This window comes from Mesorhizobium wenxiniae (assembly GCF_002284535.1).
Taxonomy (GTDB): Bacteria; Pseudomonadota; Alphaproteobacteria; order Rhizobiales; family Rhizobiaceae; genus Mesorhizobium; species Mesorhizobium wenxiniae.
In genome coordinates this window covers 169,743-185,622 of sequence record NZ_NPKH01000016.1, presented here as the reverse complement: position 1 = coordinate 185,622, position 15,880 = coordinate 169,743, and the positions used below count along the sequence as shown (strand labels likewise).

At 63.2% G+C, this 15,880-nt stretch carries 19 protein-coding genes; 9 read left to right on the top strand and 10 right to left on the bottom strand.

The genetic code is table 11. From position 1 onward, the window contains the following. Nucleotides 1-182 precede the first annotated feature (182 nt). A complete protein-coding gene (locus tag CIT31_RS08755) occupies nt 183-788 on the bottom strand; it encodes a TetR/AcrR family transcriptional regulator (RefSeq protein ID WP_095518413.1) in 606 nt (201 codons plus the stop codon). 103 nt (nt 789-891) lie between these two features. Here CIT31_RS08755 and CIT31_RS08750 point away from each other — a divergent pair, with 103 nt between their 5' ends. Further along, entirely contained in the window at nt 892-2,325 is a 1,434-nt protein-coding gene (locus CIT31_RS08750; RefSeq protein ID WP_245316145.1) for an MFS transporter, read from the top strand. A 39-nt stretch (nt 2,326-2,364) separates the two neighbouring features. Here CIT31_RS08750 and CIT31_RS08745 read toward each other — a convergent pair whose 3' ends face one another. Beyond that, entirely contained in the window at nt 2,365-3,381 is a 1,017-nt protein-coding gene (locus tag CIT31_RS08745; protein ID WP_029355543.1) for a polyprenyl synthetase family protein, read from the bottom strand. A gap of 166 nt (nt 3,382-3,547) precedes the next feature. Here CIT31_RS08745 and CIT31_RS08740 point away from each other — a divergent pair, with 166 nt between their 5' ends. From CIT31_RS08740 to moaB, 6 genes are all read left to right on the top strand, one after another. Beyond that, nucleotides 3,548-3,772 carry a putative signal transducing protein gene (locus CIT31_RS08740; protein WP_029355541.1) on the top strand — a complete coding sequence of 75 codons (225 nt, stop codon included), beginning with the start codon at nt 3,548-3,550 and terminating at the stop codon, nt 3,770-3,772. Continuing rightward, on the top strand, nt 3,772-4,572 hold the full coding sequence (locus tag CIT31_RS08735) for a tRNA1(Val) (adenine(37)-N6)-methyltransferase (RefSeq protein ID WP_095518270.1): 801 nt from the start codon (nt 3,772-3,774) through the stop codon (nt 4,570-4,572). The genes CIT31_RS08740 and CIT31_RS08735 overlap by 1 nt, the downstream gene beginning before the upstream one ends. Nucleotides 4,573-4,656: 84 nt before the next feature. Then, nucleotides 4,657-5,523: a S49 family peptidase gene (locus CIT31_RS08730; protein ID WP_095518412.1), complete on the top strand. Its 867-nt coding sequence runs from the start codon at nt 4,657-4,659 to the stop codon at nt 5,521-5,523. An 82-nt stretch (nt 5,524-5,605) separates the two neighbouring features. Continuing rightward, the gene (locus tag CIT31_RS08725) at nt 5,606-5,791 is read left to right on the top strand and encodes a hypothetical protein (RefSeq protein ID WP_065006190.1); all 186 of its coding nucleotides are present in this window, start codon (nt 5,606-5,608) and stop codon (nt 5,789-5,791) included. Between the two features lie 25 nt (nt 5,792-5,816). Next, complete coding sequence (locus tag CIT31_RS08720; RefSeq protein ID WP_095518269.1) at nt 5,817-6,719, top strand: 4-(cytidine 5'-diphospho)-2-C-methyl-D-erythritol kinase; 903 nt, start codon at nt 5,817-5,819, stop codon at nt 6,717-6,719. Beyond that, a complete protein-coding gene (moaB, locus tag CIT31_RS08715) occupies nt 6,706-7,263 on the top strand; it encodes a molybdenum cofactor biosynthesis protein B (RefSeq protein WP_095518268.1) in 558 nt (185 codons plus the stop codon). Before CIT31_RS08720 ends, moaB begins: the two co-directional genes overlap by 14 nt. Before the next feature lie 33 nt (nt 7,264-7,296). Here the strand turns inward: moaB and CIT31_RS08710 are convergent, their stop codons facing one another. The 4 genes from CIT31_RS08710 to CIT31_RS08695 form a co-directional block, all read right to left on the bottom strand. Then, nucleotides 7,297-8,271, bottom strand: coding sequence for a phytanoyl-CoA dioxygenase family protein (locus CIT31_RS08710; RefSeq protein WP_095518267.1), 975 nt, complete (start codon nt 8,269-8,271; stop codon nt 7,297-7,299). A gap of 257 nt (nt 8,272-8,528) precedes the next feature. Next, nucleotides 8,529-9,356: an MBL fold metallo-hydrolase gene (locus tag CIT31_RS08705; protein WP_095518266.1), complete on the bottom strand. Its 828-nt coding sequence runs from the start codon at nt 9,354-9,356 to the stop codon at nt 8,529-8,531. A 192-nt stretch (nt 9,357-9,548) separates the two neighbouring features. Further along, nucleotides 9,549-10,484, bottom strand: a complete 936-nt coding sequence (locus CIT31_RS08700; protein ID WP_095518265.1) for a cyclase family protein — start codon at nt 10,482-10,484, stop codon at nt 9,549-9,551. A 191-nt stretch (nt 10,485-10,675) separates the two neighbouring features. Beyond that, complete coding sequence (locus tag CIT31_RS08695) at nt 10,676-11,182, bottom strand: glycosyltransferase (RefSeq protein WP_065006297.1); 507 nt, start codon at nt 11,180-11,182, stop codon at nt 10,676-10,678. Between the two features lie 151 nt (nt 11,183-11,333). On the opposite strand from CIT31_RS08695, the gene CIT31_RS08690 reads away from it, so the two are divergent. After that, nucleotides 11,334-12,488 carry a PA0069 family radical SAM protein gene (locus CIT31_RS08690; protein ID WP_127314365.1) on the top strand — a complete coding sequence of 385 codons (1,155 nt, stop codon included), beginning with the start codon at nt 11,334-11,336 and terminating at the stop codon, nt 12,486-12,488. A gap of 154 nt (nt 12,489-12,642) precedes the next feature. Further along, entirely contained in the window at nt 12,643-13,338 is a 696-nt protein-coding gene (locus CIT31_RS08685; protein WP_095518263.1) for a ribonuclease HII, read from the top strand. A 264-nt stretch (nt 13,339-13,602) separates the two neighbouring features. On the opposite strand, the gene CIT31_RS08680 is transcribed toward CIT31_RS08685, so the two are convergent. From CIT31_RS08680 to CIT31_RS08665, 4 genes are all read right to left on the bottom strand, one after another. Continuing rightward, nucleotides 13,603-14,094, bottom strand: a complete 492-nt coding sequence (locus CIT31_RS08680) for a F0F1 ATP synthase subunit B (RefSeq protein WP_095518262.1) — start codon at nt 14,092-14,094, stop codon at nt 13,603-13,605. A 10-nt stretch (nt 14,095-14,104) separates the two neighbouring features. Further along, nucleotides 14,105-14,704 (bottom strand): F0F1 ATP synthase subunit B, encoded by a 600-nt coding sequence (locus CIT31_RS08675; RefSeq protein ID WP_095518261.1) that lies wholly within the window; start codon nt 14,702-14,704, stop codon nt 14,105-14,107. 76 nt (nt 14,705-14,780) lie between these two features. After that, entirely contained in the window at nt 14,781-15,005 is a 225-nt protein-coding gene (locus CIT31_RS08670; protein ID WP_023799397.1) for a F0F1 ATP synthase subunit C, read from the bottom strand. 78 nt (nt 15,006-15,083) lie between these two features. Next, complete coding sequence (locus CIT31_RS08665; protein WP_095518260.1) at nt 15,084-15,842, bottom strand: F0F1 ATP synthase subunit A; 759 nt, start codon at nt 15,840-15,842, stop codon at nt 15,084-15,086. Nucleotides 15,843-15,880: the final 38 nt, after the last annotated feature.

Sequence of the window (15,880 nt, the reverse complement as noted above, 5' to 3'; positions counted from 1 at the left end):
GCTTCAACCCGGCCGAATTCACAATCGGGTCATGCGATCAAAAACCACGCTAGGAGCGCCAATTGCGACCGTCCAGCGCGCTTCGTTGAAGATTTCTGCGGCAGGCCGGATTTCTGTATACAGGCATCCCCATATCCGCTTGAACGCGCTGCACAGGCCGGCCCATCCACGATGCGTGAAATTCACGGTTTCCCCGAAAGTCTTGCGTCCAGCACCTGCATCGCGACGGTGACCAGAGCGTGCAGCCGCTCTTTCGGCACGCCGTCGCGCGCCTGCACCGAGAGACCAAACAGAACCGTGGTGTAGTAATCACCCAGGACCTCCGGGCCCGTGTCCGGTTTGAGTTCCCCGTCCCGAATGCCCTTTCTCAGGCGTTCGACAATGAGTGTATTGCGCGCCCGGCGACGCTCAGCCAGCCAGCGCAGCACACCATCGTTTTCAACGGCGCAGTTGGTCGCCGCCGAGACTACCATGCAGCCCCGCGGCAAATCCGGCCTGGTGTAGACTTCGATTGCATCGCGCAGCAACCGCTCGACAAACCGCCGAGCGGTCGGCTCCTCGGCAAGCGCCCGGGTGGCGAAGCTTCCTTCCCTGGTTTCGTAAAGAACGACAGCTTCCCGAAACAGGTTCTCCTTCGAGCCGAAGGCGGCATAGATACGCGGCGAGGCCAGACCAAGCGCCGACACGAGATCGGCCATCGAGGTGCCCTCATAGCCGCGCGTCCAGAAGGCGTCGCGGGCCTTCTCGAGCGCCTGGTCCCGATCGAACTCCCTTGGCCTTCCCGCCATTGCGGCCTCCATTTTTTATCAATCAACAAATAATCCACTTGACTTCGGATTGCAAACTTCATTCTTTGTCGATCGATAAAGAATCATCAGCATGGAGATTGACATGAGTTCACTCGATCAAGGCGCACCGTTCGGCGCCGCGGCAACAGGAGGAGTCGGCGCGAAGCGCGGCGCCACGCTGGCATTGCTCGCCTTCGCGCAGCTTATCATCGCACTCGACCTCAACATCGTCTTCGTGGCGTTGCCGGAAATCGGCGCGGGGCTAGGCTTTTCGGGCCAGACCCTGCAATGGGTGGTCAGCGCCTACACCGTATTCACCGGCGGCTTCCTGCTGTTCGGCGGCCGCGCCGCCGACCTGATCGGCCAGCGCCGGATCTTTATCTTCGCGCTCTGGCTCTATGCGCTTTCGTCCCTGGTCGGCGGCTTCGCCTGGTCGCCGGAAATCATCATCGCGGCCCGTGCGGTGCAAGGCATCGGCGCCGCGTTCCTGTTCCCGGCCACGCTGTCACTGATCAATCGCCTGTTTGCCGAGGGGCCGGAACGCAACCGGGCGCTTGCGGTCTGGGGCGGCGCCGGAGCGAGTGGCCTGACGCTCGGCTCGCTGACGGGAGGGCTTCTCACCAGCGCGTTCGGCTGGCCATCCGTCTTCTATGTCAACGTGTTTTTGGCTGGGATCGCCATCATCGCGGCTTTCGCCATCATTCCGCGTGACGGCAAGCGGCATGAACATCGCAGCTTCGATCTGCCGGGCGCGCTAACCGTCACTGCCGGTGCGACCCTGCTTGTCTTCACGCTGGTCCAGGGGCCCGAATATGGCTGGGGGTCGGCCGCCATCGTCTTCAGCGCTGCACTGGCGGCATTCTTCCTGATCGCCTTCGCAGCGATAGAGGCAAGGAGCGCCGACCCGCTGATGCCGCTGCGCCTGTTCCACAACCGCAGCCTCGTCGCCGGCATGACGATCACCTTCCTCTTCATGGGGACTTTCGGCGCCCTGCCCTACTTCCTCACCGTGCTTTTACAGAACGTGCATGGCTTCACCGCCTTGCAGGCCGGCCTGGCGTTCCTGGTGCCATCAGTTGCCATCGCGGCCGGCACGCAGGTCGGCGAACGTCTGGCAACGCGTTTTTCGACGCGCGCCACGCTGGTTGGCGGCATGGTCATCGGCGCGATCGGGACGGCCTTGATGGTATCAGGTGCAAACGCCGACAGCAGCTATCTATCCCTCGTACCCGGCCTGATCATCTCCGGAGTTGGACAAGGCATCGTCTGGACCGCGATGTGGATCGCCGCCGCTTCGGGTGTTTCCCATGACGAGCAGGGTGTCGCGTCGGGGATGGCCTCCACCATGCTCAATGTCGGCAATGCGATCGGCATGGCGGTGTTGATCGCGATTGCCAACCGCAATGTCGGCGGATTGACAGGTGATGCCTTGAAGATCGCTGTCGCCGACGGCATCCAGGTCGCCTTCTGGCTCTCTGCGGCAGGCATCGTTTTCAGCCTGCTCGCTGCAATGGTCCTTCCGGGGAAACCAAAATGACGTGCGGACGCCGTGCCGGCCAAATATCGGCGATGCCTCTCAGTTCACCCGGCTGATGCAGAAATCGATGACGTCGATCAGCGCCGATTTCTGCGGCGTCGCTTCGAGCGGCGCCAGCGCGTCGCGGGCGATCTCGCCGAAATGGCCGGCGCGCCCGATCGTGTCGGCGATCGCGCCGTGGCGGGTCATCAATCCGATCGCCTTCTCCAGCCCGGTGTCGTCGGTGACATTGTCCTCGATGGCGCGCTTCCAGAAGGAGCGTTCCGCCTTGGTGCCGCGCCGGTAGGCGAGGATCACCGGCAGCGTCACCTTGCCTTCGCGAAAGTCGTCGCCGACATTCTTGCCCAGATCCTTGCTGGTGCCGCCATAATCCAGCGCATCGTCGATCAGCTGGAAGGCAAGGCCGAGATTCATGCCGTAGGAGCGCAGCGCCGCGCGATCGTTGCGCGTCGCCTGGGCGATGACCGGACCGACCTCGGCGGCGGCCGAGAACAGGGCCGCGGTCTTGGCCTTGATCACTGCGAAATGCTCATCCTCCGTGGTTTCGAGGTTCTTGGCGGCGGCGAGCTGCATCACCTCGCCCTCAGCAATGATCGAGGCGGCGCTGGACAAGATGTCGAGCGCTTCCAGCGAACCGACATCGACCATCATGCGGAAAGCCTGGCCAAGCAGGAAATCGCCGACCAGCACGCTCGCCTGGTTGCCCCAGATCATACGGGCGGTCTTCTTGCCGCGCCGCATGCCGCTCTCGTCGACGACATCGTCGTGGAGGAGCGTGGCGGTGTGCATGAACTCGACTGATGTAGCGAGCTTGACGTGCCCCTCGCCGGAATAGCCGAACATCTGGGCCGAGGCGAGCGTCAGCATCGGCCTCAGCCGCTTGCCACCGGAAGAGATCAGGTGGTTGGCAATCTCCGGGATCATCTCGACGTCGGAACCGGCCTTCGACAGGATCAATTTGTTGACACGCCCCATATCGGTGGACGTCAGGTCGATGAGATCCTTTATGGAGGCGGCTTCGCGCTTCCCGTTTTCGATGTTGAGAACGACACCCACCACAAACACTCCCGTCCAGAAGTCACGCGCACGACGGCACCCCGATCCCGCGGCAGACTCTAGGGCGGTACCCACGGGCACGGCAAGAGGCGAATTGGCGCGGTCGAGGCTGGCGTCCGGAGCCACCCACATTTACATAAACGCTGCAACCTGCGAGTTTCGCCCGATGATAGAGCTTATCCGCACCAACGATGCCGTGATCATTTCCTTTGTCGAATCGCTGATGCGCGATGCCGGCATCGGCTGTTTCGTCGCCGACCAGAACATGAGCGTGCTCGACGGTTCGATCGGCATCCTGCCCAGGCGCATCCTGGTCGACGCCGACCAGGCCGATGCGGCGCGGCGCATCCTGACGGATGCCGGCATCGCCAACGAGATCCGCCAGACATAATGTCCGCGGTGCGCGCCACCCTTGTCCAGGACACGCCGGCCCATACGGTCGATGCCTTCCATCGCGGGCGGTTCTGGCTGGTGCAGCCGAAACAAGCCGGCCATCGCGCCGGCATGGACGCCATGATGCTGGCCGCTGCCGTGCCGTCCTCCTTCGCCGGGCGCCTTGCCGATTTCGGCGCGGGCGCTGGCGCCGCAGGCCTGGCCGTGCTGTCGCGCTGTCCTGATGCCGAGGCCGTGCTCATCGAACGGTCTCCGGAAATGGCAGCCTTCGCCGCAACGACGCTTGCCCATCCCGGCAATGCGCATCTCAACGACCGCGCCTCGGTGCTCGCCGCCGACGTTGCGCTGTCGGGCCAAGCGCGAACAGCCACTGGGCTTGCCGACAACTCCTTCGATTTCGTCATCATGAACCCGCCCTTCAACGCGGCCGAGGATCGCGCCACGCCCGACCCGCTCAGGAAGGCGGCGCATGTCATGGAGGATCGGCTGTTCGACAGCTGGATCCGAAGTGCGGCTGCCGTGGTCAGGCCGCGCGGCGGTCTTGCCGTGATTGCCAGGCCCGATCAGCTCGGCGCCATCCTCGATGCGATATCAGGCCGCTTCGGCGACGCCGAGATGCTGGCCGTCCACCCTCGCCCCGAAGCAGCGGCGATCCGCATCGTCGTCAGGGCAATACTTGGCTCACGCGGAAAACTGTCGATCCGCCCGCCGCTGATGCTGCATGCGCAATCGGGCGACGGACCAACCGAGCGGACCGAGATGATCAATAACGGGCTGGCTTCGCTGTTCGGCGACTGAGCCTTTTCTACCAGCAAGCGGCGCGGGCATTGCCGTTGGCCGGCGAATCCCTACATGCCTTCAAGCCAATTGACCGGAGACCCCGTGAAACGCTTCCTAAACCGCCTGCTGCCGAAATCCTGGCGCTCCGACATCGTCGTTATTCCTGTTATCCGGCTGCACGGTACGATCATGCCCGGCGGCGGCCAGTTCCGGCCGAGCCTGTCGCTCGCGTCCACTGCCGGCCCTATCGAGAAGGCGTTTTCCTTCGATGCGCCCGTGGTCGCCATTTCGATCAATTCGCCAGGCGGCTCGCCAGTGCAGTCGCGGCTGATCTTCAGACGCATCCGCGATCTGGCGACCGAGAAGAACAAAAAGGTTCTGGTCTTCGTCGAGGACGTGGCGGCTTCGGGCGGCTACATGATAGCGATCGCCGGCGACGAGATCTTTGCCGATCCGTCCTCCATCGTCGGTTCGATCGGCGTGGTGTCGGCCTCGTTCGGCTTTCCCGAGCTGTTGAAGAAGATCGGCGTCGAGCGCCGCGTCCATACTGCCGGCCAGAACAAGGCGGTGCTCGATCCGTTCAAGCCCGAGAAGAAGGAAGATATCGAACGGCTGAAGGCGCTGCAGCTCGATGTCCACGAGACCTTCATCGATCTCGTCAAGGACCGGCGCGGCCCTAAGCTCAAGGACGACCCGGACCTGTTCACCGGCCTGTTCTGGACCGGTAAGAAGGGGCTGGAGCTCGGCCTTGTCGATGCGCTCGGCGATATCCGCAGCGTGCTGAAGACCCGTTTCGGGCCAAAGACCCAGCTCAAACTGATCACGGCGCCGCGCGGCCTGTTCGGCCGGTTCGGCTGGTTCGGCTCGAGCAGAGCGGGTCTTTCGGCGCCCGAGATCGCCGCGGCTGCCGCAATGAGCGTGATCGATGCGGCGGAAGAGCGCGCATTATGGGCGCGCTTCGGGCTTTGAAAAGCCGGTAAAAGCGTTTAGCTTGAAAGCTTGACCGACCCGACCGGCCGTCGCAGTCGGCCTTGTGAGGGAGGAGTTTGACATGCCACAGATCATTTTCTTCATCACAGTCGGCCTGCTCGCCTATTTCGGCTATCGCTCCTTCGTCAGGGAAGCCGAGCGCGTGACGGCCAAGATACGGCGCACCGAAAAGCAGGCTACCAACGGCACAATGGGCACGTTGGTCAAGGACCCGAAGACCGGCGAATACCGGCTGGCCAAGGACTGACATCATCCCCCTCGCGACTGACCCCGTGGATTCCGGCATCACTGTCCGGGCGTGGCATGCGCACGCCAAGATAAATCTCGCGCTGCACGTCACCGGCAGGCGCGCCGACGGCTATCACATGATCGAGAGCCTGGCGGTTTTCACGCGCTTCGGCGACAGGATCGAGATCGAACTTGCCGACAGCGACGGGTTTTCCGCGTCGGGCCGATACGTCTCCGCGGTCCCGCTCGACGACAGCAACCTAGCCGTCAAAGCGCGCGACGCGCTGCGAAAGCAGGCCGGTCCGGCGCAAACGCCGCCGGTCGCCATCAGGCTCGAAAAGAACCTGCCGGTCGCATCCGGCGTCGGCGGCGGGTCGAGCGACGCCGCAACGGTGTTGCGCGGGCTCGCTGAGATATGGAGGCTGGATCTCGACGACGCCGAACTGGCGCGGATCGGCCTCTCGCTGGGCGCCGACGTTCCCATGTGCCTTGCGGCAAAGCCGCTGATCGCGCTCGGCATTGGCGAAGAGTTGTCGGCCGTGCCGGGCTTTCCGGCACTCGGGCTGGTCCTCGTCAATCCCGGCACCGCCGTCTCCACGGCCGAGGTGTTCAATGCCCTTTCTGATCGCCACAATGAGGGCCTGCCGCCACTGCCGCGCGACCTCGACTTCCACAGCATCCGCAACTGGCTGGAGATTACGCGCAACGATCTCGAGCCCGCGGCGCGGGCAATCCAACCCGCCATCGGCAAGGCGCTTTCGGTGCTCAACAAGGCTGGAGCGGGGTTCACCCGGATGTCGGGTTCCGGCGCGACCTGCTTCGGACTGTTTGAGACTGGCAATGTCGCCAAGCGCGCGGCCGTCGATATCCGCAGCCGCCATCCCGACTGGTTCGTCGCCGCGACGCGAACCATGACATCTGAGGCTGACACGCATGGCCAGGATTGACGAGAGCCGTTCCTTTATTCCCGTGCGCATCGCGGTACTGACCGTTTCCGATACGCGCAGCCTCGCCGACGACAAATCCGGCCAGACGCTGGCCGACTGCATCGTGGAGACCGGCCATTTACTCGCCGCCCGCGACATCGTCACCGACGACCGCGAGAAAATTCGAGACAAGGTTCTGGGCTGGTCGAGGGACCAAGCGATCGATGTCGTCATCACCACCGGCGGCACCGGCTTTACCGGTCGCGATGTGACGCCGGAGGCGCTGGAGCCGATCTTCGAAAAGCGCATGGACGGCTTTTCCGAAGTGTTCCACCGCATTTCCTACGACAAGATCGGCACTTCGACGATCCAGAGTCGGGCGACCGGCGGCGTCGTCAACGCGACCTTCGTTTTTGTGCTGCCGGGTTCGCCCGGCGCCTGCAAGGACGCCTGGGACGGTATTTTGAAGCCGCAGCTCGACTACCGGCACATGCCCTGCAACTTCGTCGAGATCATGCCGCGCCTGGACGAACATCTGCGGCGCGGCGGCACCAAGACAAGTTAGGCCAAGCTCCCAAGGCTGTTTCGGGGCCAAAAATCAGCGAATAACCGGCTCGCCGTGGAACCGCCGGCGCGAGGGCGGCGAAACGCCGAAGCCGACTTCCATCATCAGCCGCGGCTTGCGCGTCGGCACTGTGCCCATGTGGAAGCCGAAGGGATCCTCGACAAAGCCCAAACCTGCCTCCCCGGTCAGCGTAATCGGGCTCTGCGCGCCGTAGACGTTCAGAACCTCTTCCGCGGGATGGCCGACGAGGAGCGTCAATTGGTGCTTGAGGGCGCGGCGGTTGTGGCTGCCGCGGACATAGACATGCGGACCAGTCTCGGCATCGACCGGATTGAGATAGAAGAAGAATTTCAGCATCCGCCAATCGTCGAGATCGAAGTGGTATTTGCCAAGCGACGCCAGGCTCTTCTCGGCGTCGGAGGCGGAGCTCGTCGGAAAGCTCCACCAGACGCGCGTGGTGATCAGCTTCGCCTGGCTGCCGAGGTAATGGGCGGCGATGTCGAGAAGCAGCGGATCGCGCTGCACGGTAAGCGCAGCATTGCAGTCGAGAACCCGCTCGAAAAAGTGGCCGCTGAGCAAGGGACGGCCGAAGTGCGTCTCGGCGTCGGCGTGCTTGGCCGGCAGGAACTCCAGCCGTCGGTCGAAATTCCCGAAGCAAGGCGTGCGCTGCGCAAAGCTGGCGATCTCCTGGTGGACCGACGACGGCAGGGCAAGCCCGGAAAAGAGGCCGTCCGAGCGGAGCGCGCCGACCACGGCATCACGATCGACGCCGGTGAACATCGTCTCCTCAGCTTTTTGAGCCCGTCGAACCGGTTTTGCGCCGCGCCAATGCAACCGCCGCCCCGGCATGGTGCGCGCCAGCATGAACATCGGCAGCCATGCCGGATTCTCGCGAAGATCCGACAGATAGGTTGGAATCCGCACGGCAATGCGGCGCAGCAGGCTGCCGTTTCGAGCGATCGACTCGAGGCTTGCAGCACCGGATTTGTCAGGGCTTGAAAGGGCCATCAGGATCCTCAGCTATGAGGGCAGAGTCGACGAAGCGTCGGCCGCTCACCGCTCAGGCGTTACCCTTAACCGATCCGCCCGCATCAAACGAATGGTAACCCCCGGTCAGATTTTGTGCAATGCACAATGAAAGGAGCTGTCGCAAACTTTCCGGCAAGCTTGACAGAGCGTTAAGGCTCGTCGATTTCGCGACAGCGAGTGTTTCGAGCGAGGTGGAACGGAGGCCGCGCGCGGCGGAGAAGATCGCGACGAAGCGATCAAACCCCGTCGAGAATGATGATCGTCGGCCGGTCGGGCAGGGTCTTCAGCGAAACCGTCAGCGACCGGCCGGAGAGGAATTCCACCGCGAAATCGTCGCCCATCCTGCCTGTGAATTCGCTGATCGCGGTGGCATGGCGATGCATCGGCAGGATCATCGAGGAATAGAGCCGCGCGGTGATTTCGGTCATCCGGTCAAGCGACAGCGTCATGCCGCCGTCGATAGGCACCATAAGGATATCGAGCCGGCCGATGGCGCCGTAATGCGCATCCTCCAGCCGGTGGTGCAGATGGCCGAGATGGCCGATGCAGAGTCCCGCCACTTCGAAAATGAATATGGAATTGCCGTCCTTGCCGAGATCGCCGCCATTGCGGATATCCGTGGGCACGTTGCGGATGTAGACATCGTCCACGACAACGGCGTGGCGCGCCGGACCGCCGTCCGGATTCCAACCGCGCAGCACATATTCGATGGCGGGATCCGGATGGTCCGAATAATGGGTGCGGTGGGCCTTGTTCATGGTCACCACGCGCGGCAGCGGGTCAGCGCCATAGACGCCGGAAAAGTCGGTGGCGATCCTGACGCCAGCGGGCGTCTCGATGATGTAGGTCGAATGGCCGGCATAGGTGATCGTAACGTCGCCGTCGACGAAAGCCTCGGCCAGCAGAGGCGTCTGCGCCTTTGGCGCTGTGAAGCTGGCATAGGTGGCCGACGGCAGCGCTTCGGCGATCGCAACGCATCTCGATGGCGGCGGCTCTTCCTGGGCCGACGCGGCGAACGGCCAGAAAGCCAGGGTCAGCAGAACGGCAGCAGATCGGCGGAGCATGACTGCCTCCCGTGGCAGGATCGGCGCTCATGCTACGATAACGCTAGCAATTGTGATGGCTATCGTCGGGACAGTCACGTTTTCGCGAGCGCCGGAGGGGATGGTAGTCCGGACCTTTTGTCCCGACTTGCGCGACAAATCGCGCGGAATGGAACACTCCCTGGCCCGGCCTCCCACTGACATCGCCAGTGATCAGGGCGTCGGACGGAAGACGCCGTTCCCGTCGCGCTTGAGCGGTGCGGTTTGCCGGGAAAGCGGCACACCAGGCGCTTCGGTGACCGAAACGCCCTCCGTCCAGTCGGCGGGTGCAATAGCGACGTAACGCGCATATCCGCCTGACCCGCCGAGCGGCTTGGCAAAGCCGATTGTGACCAACGCCCCGGCCTCCGGCACCTTGTCGAGGTTTGCAACGCCTTCTGCCTGCGTGAAATCGTTGTGAAGCAGCCAATGTTCGCCTTCGAGATTGGGCGTGGTGTCGGTGTCCAGCGGCTCATGACCATGAAACAGAATCTTCCGCTCCAGATGCAGGAACTTCAGCGCGTTCAAACTGACGCCTGGAAACGGCTTCTGATTGAAGCGGGCGGCATCGGGCCATTTCTTGTGCCAATCCGAACGCACGAAGACGACCGAACCCTCCGGTATGCGGCCGTGCTCCTTTTCCCATTCTTCGATGTCAGCTACCTGGAGGTGATAGCCTTCGTCAGTTTGCACCTTGCCGCTGATGTCGATTACGACGAGCGGCCGCACAGCATAAGTGGCCGGCAGGTCGCTGATCGTTGCACCGAGTGGGTTCCAGTGGGAGGGCGGATCGAGCTGCGTGCCATACTGGTCCGTCGTCAACTCGTAGGCGCTCGCGACGAACCCATGCTTGTCGTAGGTGAACTCTTCGCCGGCCTTGACGTAGCCCTCGATATCCTTGCCGGCGACAGTCGGTTTAAACTTGGCATTGGCGAAGCCCGGCCATACGGGCTGCACCGGCTCGAAGGCATGGGTCAGATCGATGTACTTGGCCGATTTGAGCGTGTTCTCATAAACCGACCAAAGGGACGATTCCTGCGCCACCGCGATCGCCGTCACTGACCAAGCGGCTCCGAGTAAGGCGATACGAACGAATTGAGATACATTCATCTGCAATCTCCCCTAGACGTCGCCGAGTATCGCGAGTTTCCCGCAGGACGACAAGCATATGCATTTCCTCGCAGGAGTGTCGCGCCAATACGGCTTCCACCAAGCCGCTTTCCGCCCACGGCTTGCGCGCCGCCTCATCCCAGCGGAGGACGCGCTCTTCCCTCGCCCGCTTACTGGGAGAGGGACGCCCTTCACTTCACCGGCGCCACCCAGATCTCGGCGTCGAGCCTCTTGGTCGCCAGGCCGCGCGCGATGGCTTCGGCGCTGCGGGCGTTTTTCGACATGGCCGCGGCCTGACGCTTGCTGATCACCAGCCCTTCGGCCAGTGCCCGGTTTCCCGAAAACACCCGCGACAGGAACGGCACGCGGCTGCCGCGCGCCCGCGAGAACCGCGCCGGCATGGTTTGCCTGGCGGTGTGGGCGACGACCTCGTCGATCCAGCCCTCCGCCAGCCGTGCGCCCGGCTCCAGCAGCAGCAGCCAGTCGCCCTTGGCCTGCCTGATGCCGGCAGCAATGCCACCGCTCGCCACATAAAGGCAACCGGCATGTTCGGCAACGCGGTGCGTCTGGTCGGTCGAGCCGGTGTCGCAGACGATCACATCGCGCACCACGCCCTCGACCGCGCCGCCGATCAGCGAGGCGAGCGTGCGGGCAAGTCTTTCCTCGTCATTCAGGGTCTGGATGAGAACGCTGAGCATCGTTAGCCGAATAGCGGAAAGCCGGGCGCAGCGCCAGTTTTTGCGTCGCATCGTAAAATTGTTCTTGATCTGTTCTCGTAAACGAAATAGGAATAATTTCATGAACAGAGCGATTCGACAGCCAGCCGACAGTCCCTGGGAGAGGGCGAAAATGGAACAGATCGTGCGTGCCGACATTGCAGCCTTCGGAGCAGGAAGAGCCGAGATGGCCAATGCGATGATCGAACAGAGCGGGATGCGCGTGCGTCCGGAGCGCAATCGCGGCCGTTCCGCGGGCATCAATCCGTCCGGGCGGTTCGAGCCGGTCAGCCGGCATGTCTTCGACGACGGCTGGAATTCGCTGGAGGAGTTGCCGCCGTTCAAGACCGAGGTGCAGGTCGAGAAGCCGCGCACCATCATCACCCGCAACGAATCACCCGATATTTCCTTCGACCGCTCGATCAACCCCTATCGTGGCTGCGAACATGGCTGCGTCTACTGTTTCGCCAGGCCAACGCACGCCTTCATGGGCCTGTCGCCGGGGCTGGATTTCGAATCGAAGCTGTTCGCCAAGCCGGATGCGGCGCGCATGCTCGACAAGGAACTGTCGAAGGACGGCTACCAACCGCGCACCATCGCCATCGGCACCAACACCGATCCCTACCAGCCCATCGAGAAGCAGTACCGGATCATGCGCGAGATCCTCGAAGTGCTGGAGGCGCGCGGCCACCCGGTCGGCATCGTCACCAAATCCGCGCTGGTGACGCGCGACATCGACATCCTGTCGCGCATGGCCGAGCGCGGACTGGCCAAGGTGGCGCTGTCGGTGACGACGCTCGACCGCATGCTGGCGCGCACCATGGAACCCCGCGCCTCGACGCCGACCAAGCGGCTGGAGGCGATCAGGCAGCTCTCGGATGCCGGCATTCCGGCCTCTGTCATGGTTGCACCGATCGTCCCTGGCCTGACCGACCAGGAGATGGAGCGCATCCTCGATTCGGCCTACGCGGCGGGCGCGCGTGAGGCGGGCTACGTCCTGCTGCGGCTACCGCTGGAGGTCGCGCCGATCTTCAAGGATTGGCTGCTGCGCCATTATCCCGACCGCTACCGTCACGTGATGTCGCTGATCCGCTCGATGCGCGACGGCAAGGATTACGATTCGGAATGGGGCAAGCGCATGAAAGGCTCTGGCCCGTATGCCTGGCAGATCGGCCGGCGCTTCGAGATCGCCGCCAAACGGCTTGGCCTCAATGCCGAGCGGCGGTCGCTCAGGACCGACCAGTTCGTCGCTGCGGCCAAGGCAACCGAGCAACTGATGTTGCTTTGAAGGCATCATGTGCCGCAGCTGCCGGCGGCACATGGAAAAATCCCGTCCGGCCTGTCCTGTCCCCGGGCTTGCAGACGGTGCCCTCCGGGTCCGGTGCCTCACCGACCCGGAGGGGCTTGCGGAGAATCGGAGCCGATGCGAACCTCGCCGCAACATGGCTCGCGCGCGTTCTGATTCTCCGCTTCTCTTCGAAATCGTCGAGAGACCCGATTTCTCCTTCGAGACGAAGGCGATGGCCGAAGGCCTGTGGCCGGTGGCGGGAATGGACGAGGCCGGCCGCGGCCCGCTCGCCGGGCCGGTCGTCGCGGCAGCGGTGGTACTCGATCCCGCCAACATTCCCGATGGTCTCGACGATTCCAAGCGCCTCAGCCATCTGCAGCGCGAGGCGCTGTTCCTGAAAATCCTCGGCTCCGCTCTTGGCGTGTCGATGGCCTCGGTCAGCGCAGAAGGCATCGATGGCAGCAATATTCTCAAGGCCAGCCTCGAGGCGATGCGCCGCGCTCTGGTCGGGCTCTCGGTGCACCCAAAGCTGGCCCTGGCCGACGGCCGAGACGTGCCGCCCGGATTGCCATGCGAAGGAAGAGCGCTGATCAAGGGCGATCAACGCTCGCAGTCGATCGCCGCCGCCTCGATCGTCGCCAAGGTGATGCGCGACCGCATGATGTGCGGCTGCGGCAGCCATCACGCGCATTACGGGTTCGAACTGCATATGGGCTACGCCACGGTCCGCCACCGCACCGCAATCGAGATGCATGGACCGGTGGCGCGGCTGCACCGCGCGTCCTTCGCACCGTTTCGGCTTGGCGGAACCGAAGTGCTCGATGAAGAGACCCTTTCCGGCCTGGACTAGCGAAAGCGGTGGCTAATCTCCTCCTTTGAGGGGAGATGGCCGGCAGGGTGTCGCCGCGCGTGAAGCGCCGACCTTCTCTTTCATCCGACGTGTTATCCGATATGACGTCGCCACGCTGAGGCGACCCCCTCTGTCGCCTTCGGCGACATCTCCCCTTCAAGGGGGAGATTGTGCGCTCGACCGTTTTCCCCAATCTCCACTGTCGCCCAACAAAAAAGCCGCCAGGTTTCCCGGGCGGCTTCGATGACTTCTGGATGAAGTCGTTTAATTCAGCTTGGACTTCACGTCCTGAAGCGAGGCCTTGAACAGGTCGGCGCCGACCTTTGCGTCAATCTTGCCGGCGAGCAGAGTGCGGGCGGCTTCGACGGCGATATCGACGGCGCTGGCGCGCACCTCGCTGATCGCCTCGCGCTCGGCCTGACCGATCTTCTGTTCGGCAAGCGCGGTGCGCCGGGCGACATAGTCCTCGGTCTTCTTGTGCGCCTCGGCAGCCAGCATGTCGGCCTCGCGCTTGGCGGCGGCGACGATGTCGGCGGCCTCCTGCTCGGCTTCCTTGCGCTTGCGCTGATATTGACCGAGCAATTGCTGGGCCTCCTCGCGCAGCCGGCGCGCTTCTTCAAGCTCGTTGCTGATCTTGTCGGCGCGGGCGTCGAGCGCCTTGGCGATCAGCCTCGGCACCTTGATGTAGACGGCAATGGCCAGGAAAATGACGAGGGCAACGGTGGCCCAAAGCGTCGCGAGTGATGTGGCGTCCATGATGCGCTCCTCACCGGGCCACGGATTTGACGGCTGCCGCGATCTCGGCCTTGCTGGCCTTGCCGCCGACAAGCGCCTCGACGATGGCCGAAGCAGTGTCCTCGGCGATCGTGCCGACTTCCTTCATGGCATTGGCCTTGATGGACGAAATGCGAGCCTCGGCTTCGCCAAGCTTCTGGTCAAGCGCTGCCTCGACCTTCTTGCGGGCGGCTTCGGCTTCCGCCTTGGCGGAATCGTTGGCCTGCTGGCCGATCGCATTGGCCTTGGTCTTGGCCTCCGCCAGCTCCTGCTCATAAGCGGCAACGGCGGCATCGGCCTCGCCCTTCAGCCTGGCGGCATGATCGAGATCTTGGGTGATGCGGTCGTTGCGGACATCGATGATGCCGCCGACACGCGGCATCACCACCTTCTTCAGAAAGAGGTAGAACAGCCCGAAGGTGATCGCCAGCCACAGAAGCTGCGACGGGAATGTCGCCGGATCGAATGGCGGGAACACGCCGTGGGCCTCGGCAGGCACGCCGGTCCCGGAATGCGTATCGCCTTCCGTGCCGGGATGGCCGCCTTCGACGGCCGGCGCGGACTCTTGCGCAAAGGCAGATGTCACGAACATGGACTATCCCCTGATATCAGGCCTGCCGCCGATTGCGGCCGGCCCGTCCAATTCCCAATCTTAGCCGAACAGGGGCTCAGCCGAACAGGGCCAGAAGCGCGATGAGAAGGGAGAAGATGCCCAGCGCTTCAGTCACGGCGAAGCCGAAGATCAGGCGGCCGAACTGGCCATCCGCGGCCGACGGGTTGCGCAGCGCGCCCGCCAGATAGCTGCCGAAGATGTTGCCGAGGCCAATACCGGCGCCACCCATGCCGAGGCATGCGATGCCGGCGCCGATGAACTTTGCTGCTTCTGCTTCCATTTGTTCAACTCCTTTGGATCTAAAATTCCGTTGCAATTCCATCCGGCAGCAATGCCGGAAACTCTTGGCCAGCCTGGGTCAGTGCCCGGGATGCAGGGCGTCATTCAGATACATGCAGGTCAGCACGGCAAAGACGTAGGCCTGCAGGAAGGCGACCAGCAATTCCAGCGCCGTCAGCGCCACGGCCATCGCCAGCGGCAGGACCGATCCGGCAATGCCAAGCGTGCCAAGCGCGCTCAAGCTCACCACGAAGCCCGAGAACACCTTCAGCGTGATGTGGCCGGCTAGCATATTGGCAAACAGACGAACCGAGAGGCTGACCGGGCGCGAGACGAAGGAAATCACCTCGATCAGCACCACCAGCGGCAGCAGATAAACCGGCACGCCATGAGGGACGAACAGTTTCAGGAAACCGAGGCCGTGCTTCGTGAAGCCGTAGACGACAACGGTTCCGATCACCAGCGCGGCCAGGCCGAAAGTGACGATGATGTGGCTGGTGACGGTAAAGAAATATGGAAAAAGACCGAGCAGATTGGCAACGAGCACGAACATGAACAGCGAAAACACCAAGGGGAAAAACTTCATGCCTTGCGTTCCGGCCGCGTCCCTCAGCATGTTGCCGACGAATTCGTAGGCCATTTCCGAGACCGACTGAAGACGGGTGGGGACGAGGCTGCGGCTCGAGGTGGTGAGATAGAGGAACGCCGATGCGACGGCGACGGTCGCGACCATGAAGAGCGCTGAATTGGTGAAGGACAGGTCATAGCCGCCGATCTCGATCGGAATCAGTTTGTTGATATGGAACTGGTGGATCGGATCGACCTTGTCAGCAGCCACTTTAAATCCCCATCAAAGCCGCACGCGGCTTTAGTGTC

Bases quoted from the DNA above. Each gene is read 5' to 3' on its own strand.
- CIT31_RS08735 (WP_095518270.1), top strand. From the start codon at position 3,772: ATGTCCGCGGTGCGCGCCACCCTTGTCCAGGACACGCCGGCCCATACG.
- CIT31_RS08710 (WP_095518267.1), bottom strand. From the start codon at position 8,271: ATGGCCCTTTCAAGCCCTGACAAATCCGGTGCTGCAAGCCTCGAGTCG.
- CIT31_RS08700 (WP_095518265.1), bottom strand. From the start codon at position 10,484: ATGAATGTATCTCAATTCGTTCGTATCGCCTTACTCGGAGCCGCTTGG.
- CIT31_RS08690 (WP_127314365.1), top strand. From the start codon at position 11,334: ATGGAACAGATCGTGCGTGCCGACATTGCAGCCTTCGGAGCAGGAAGA.
- CIT31_RS08680 (WP_095518262.1), bottom strand. From the start codon at position 14,094: ATGGACGCCACATCACTCGCGACGCTTTGGGCCACCGTTGCCCTCGTC.
- CIT31_RS08755 (WP_095518413.1), bottom strand. From the start codon at position 788: ATGGCGGGAAGGCCAAGGGAGTTCGATCGGGACCAGGCGCTCGAGAAG.
- CIT31_RS08725 (WP_065006190.1), top strand. From the start codon at position 5,606: ATGCCACAGATCATTTTCTTCATCACAGTCGGCCTGCTCGCCTATTTC.
- CIT31_RS08695 (WP_065006297.1), bottom strand. From the start codon at position 11,182: ATGCTCAGCGTTCTCATCCAGACCCTGAATGACGAGGAAAGACTTGCC.
- CIT31_RS08705 (WP_095518266.1), bottom strand. From the start codon at position 9,356: ATGCTCCGCCGATCTGCTGCCGTTCTGCTGACCCTGGCTTTCTGGCCG.
- moaB (WP_095518268.1), top strand. From the start codon at position 6,706: ATGGCCAGGATTGACGAGAGCCGTTCCTTTATTCCCGTGCGCATCGCG.
- CIT31_RS08685 (WP_095518263.1), top strand. From the start codon at position 12,643: ATGGCTCGCGCGCGTTCTGATTCTCCGCTTCTCTTCGAAATCGTCGAG.
- CIT31_RS08750 (WP_245316145.1), top strand. From the start codon at position 892: ATGAGTTCACTCGATCAAGGCGCACCGTTCGGCGCCGCGGCAACAGGA.
- CIT31_RS08675 (WP_095518261.1), bottom strand. From the start codon at position 14,704: ATGTTCGTGACATCTGCCTTTGCGCAAGAGTCCGCGCCGGCCGTCGAA.
- CIT31_RS08740 (WP_029355541.1), top strand. From the start codon at position 3,548: ATGATAGAGCTTATCCGCACCAACGATGCCGTGATCATTTCCTTTGTC.
- CIT31_RS08670 (WP_023799397.1), bottom strand. From the start codon at position 15,005: ATGGAAGCAGAAGCAGCAAAGTTCATCGGCGCCGGCATCGCATGCCTC.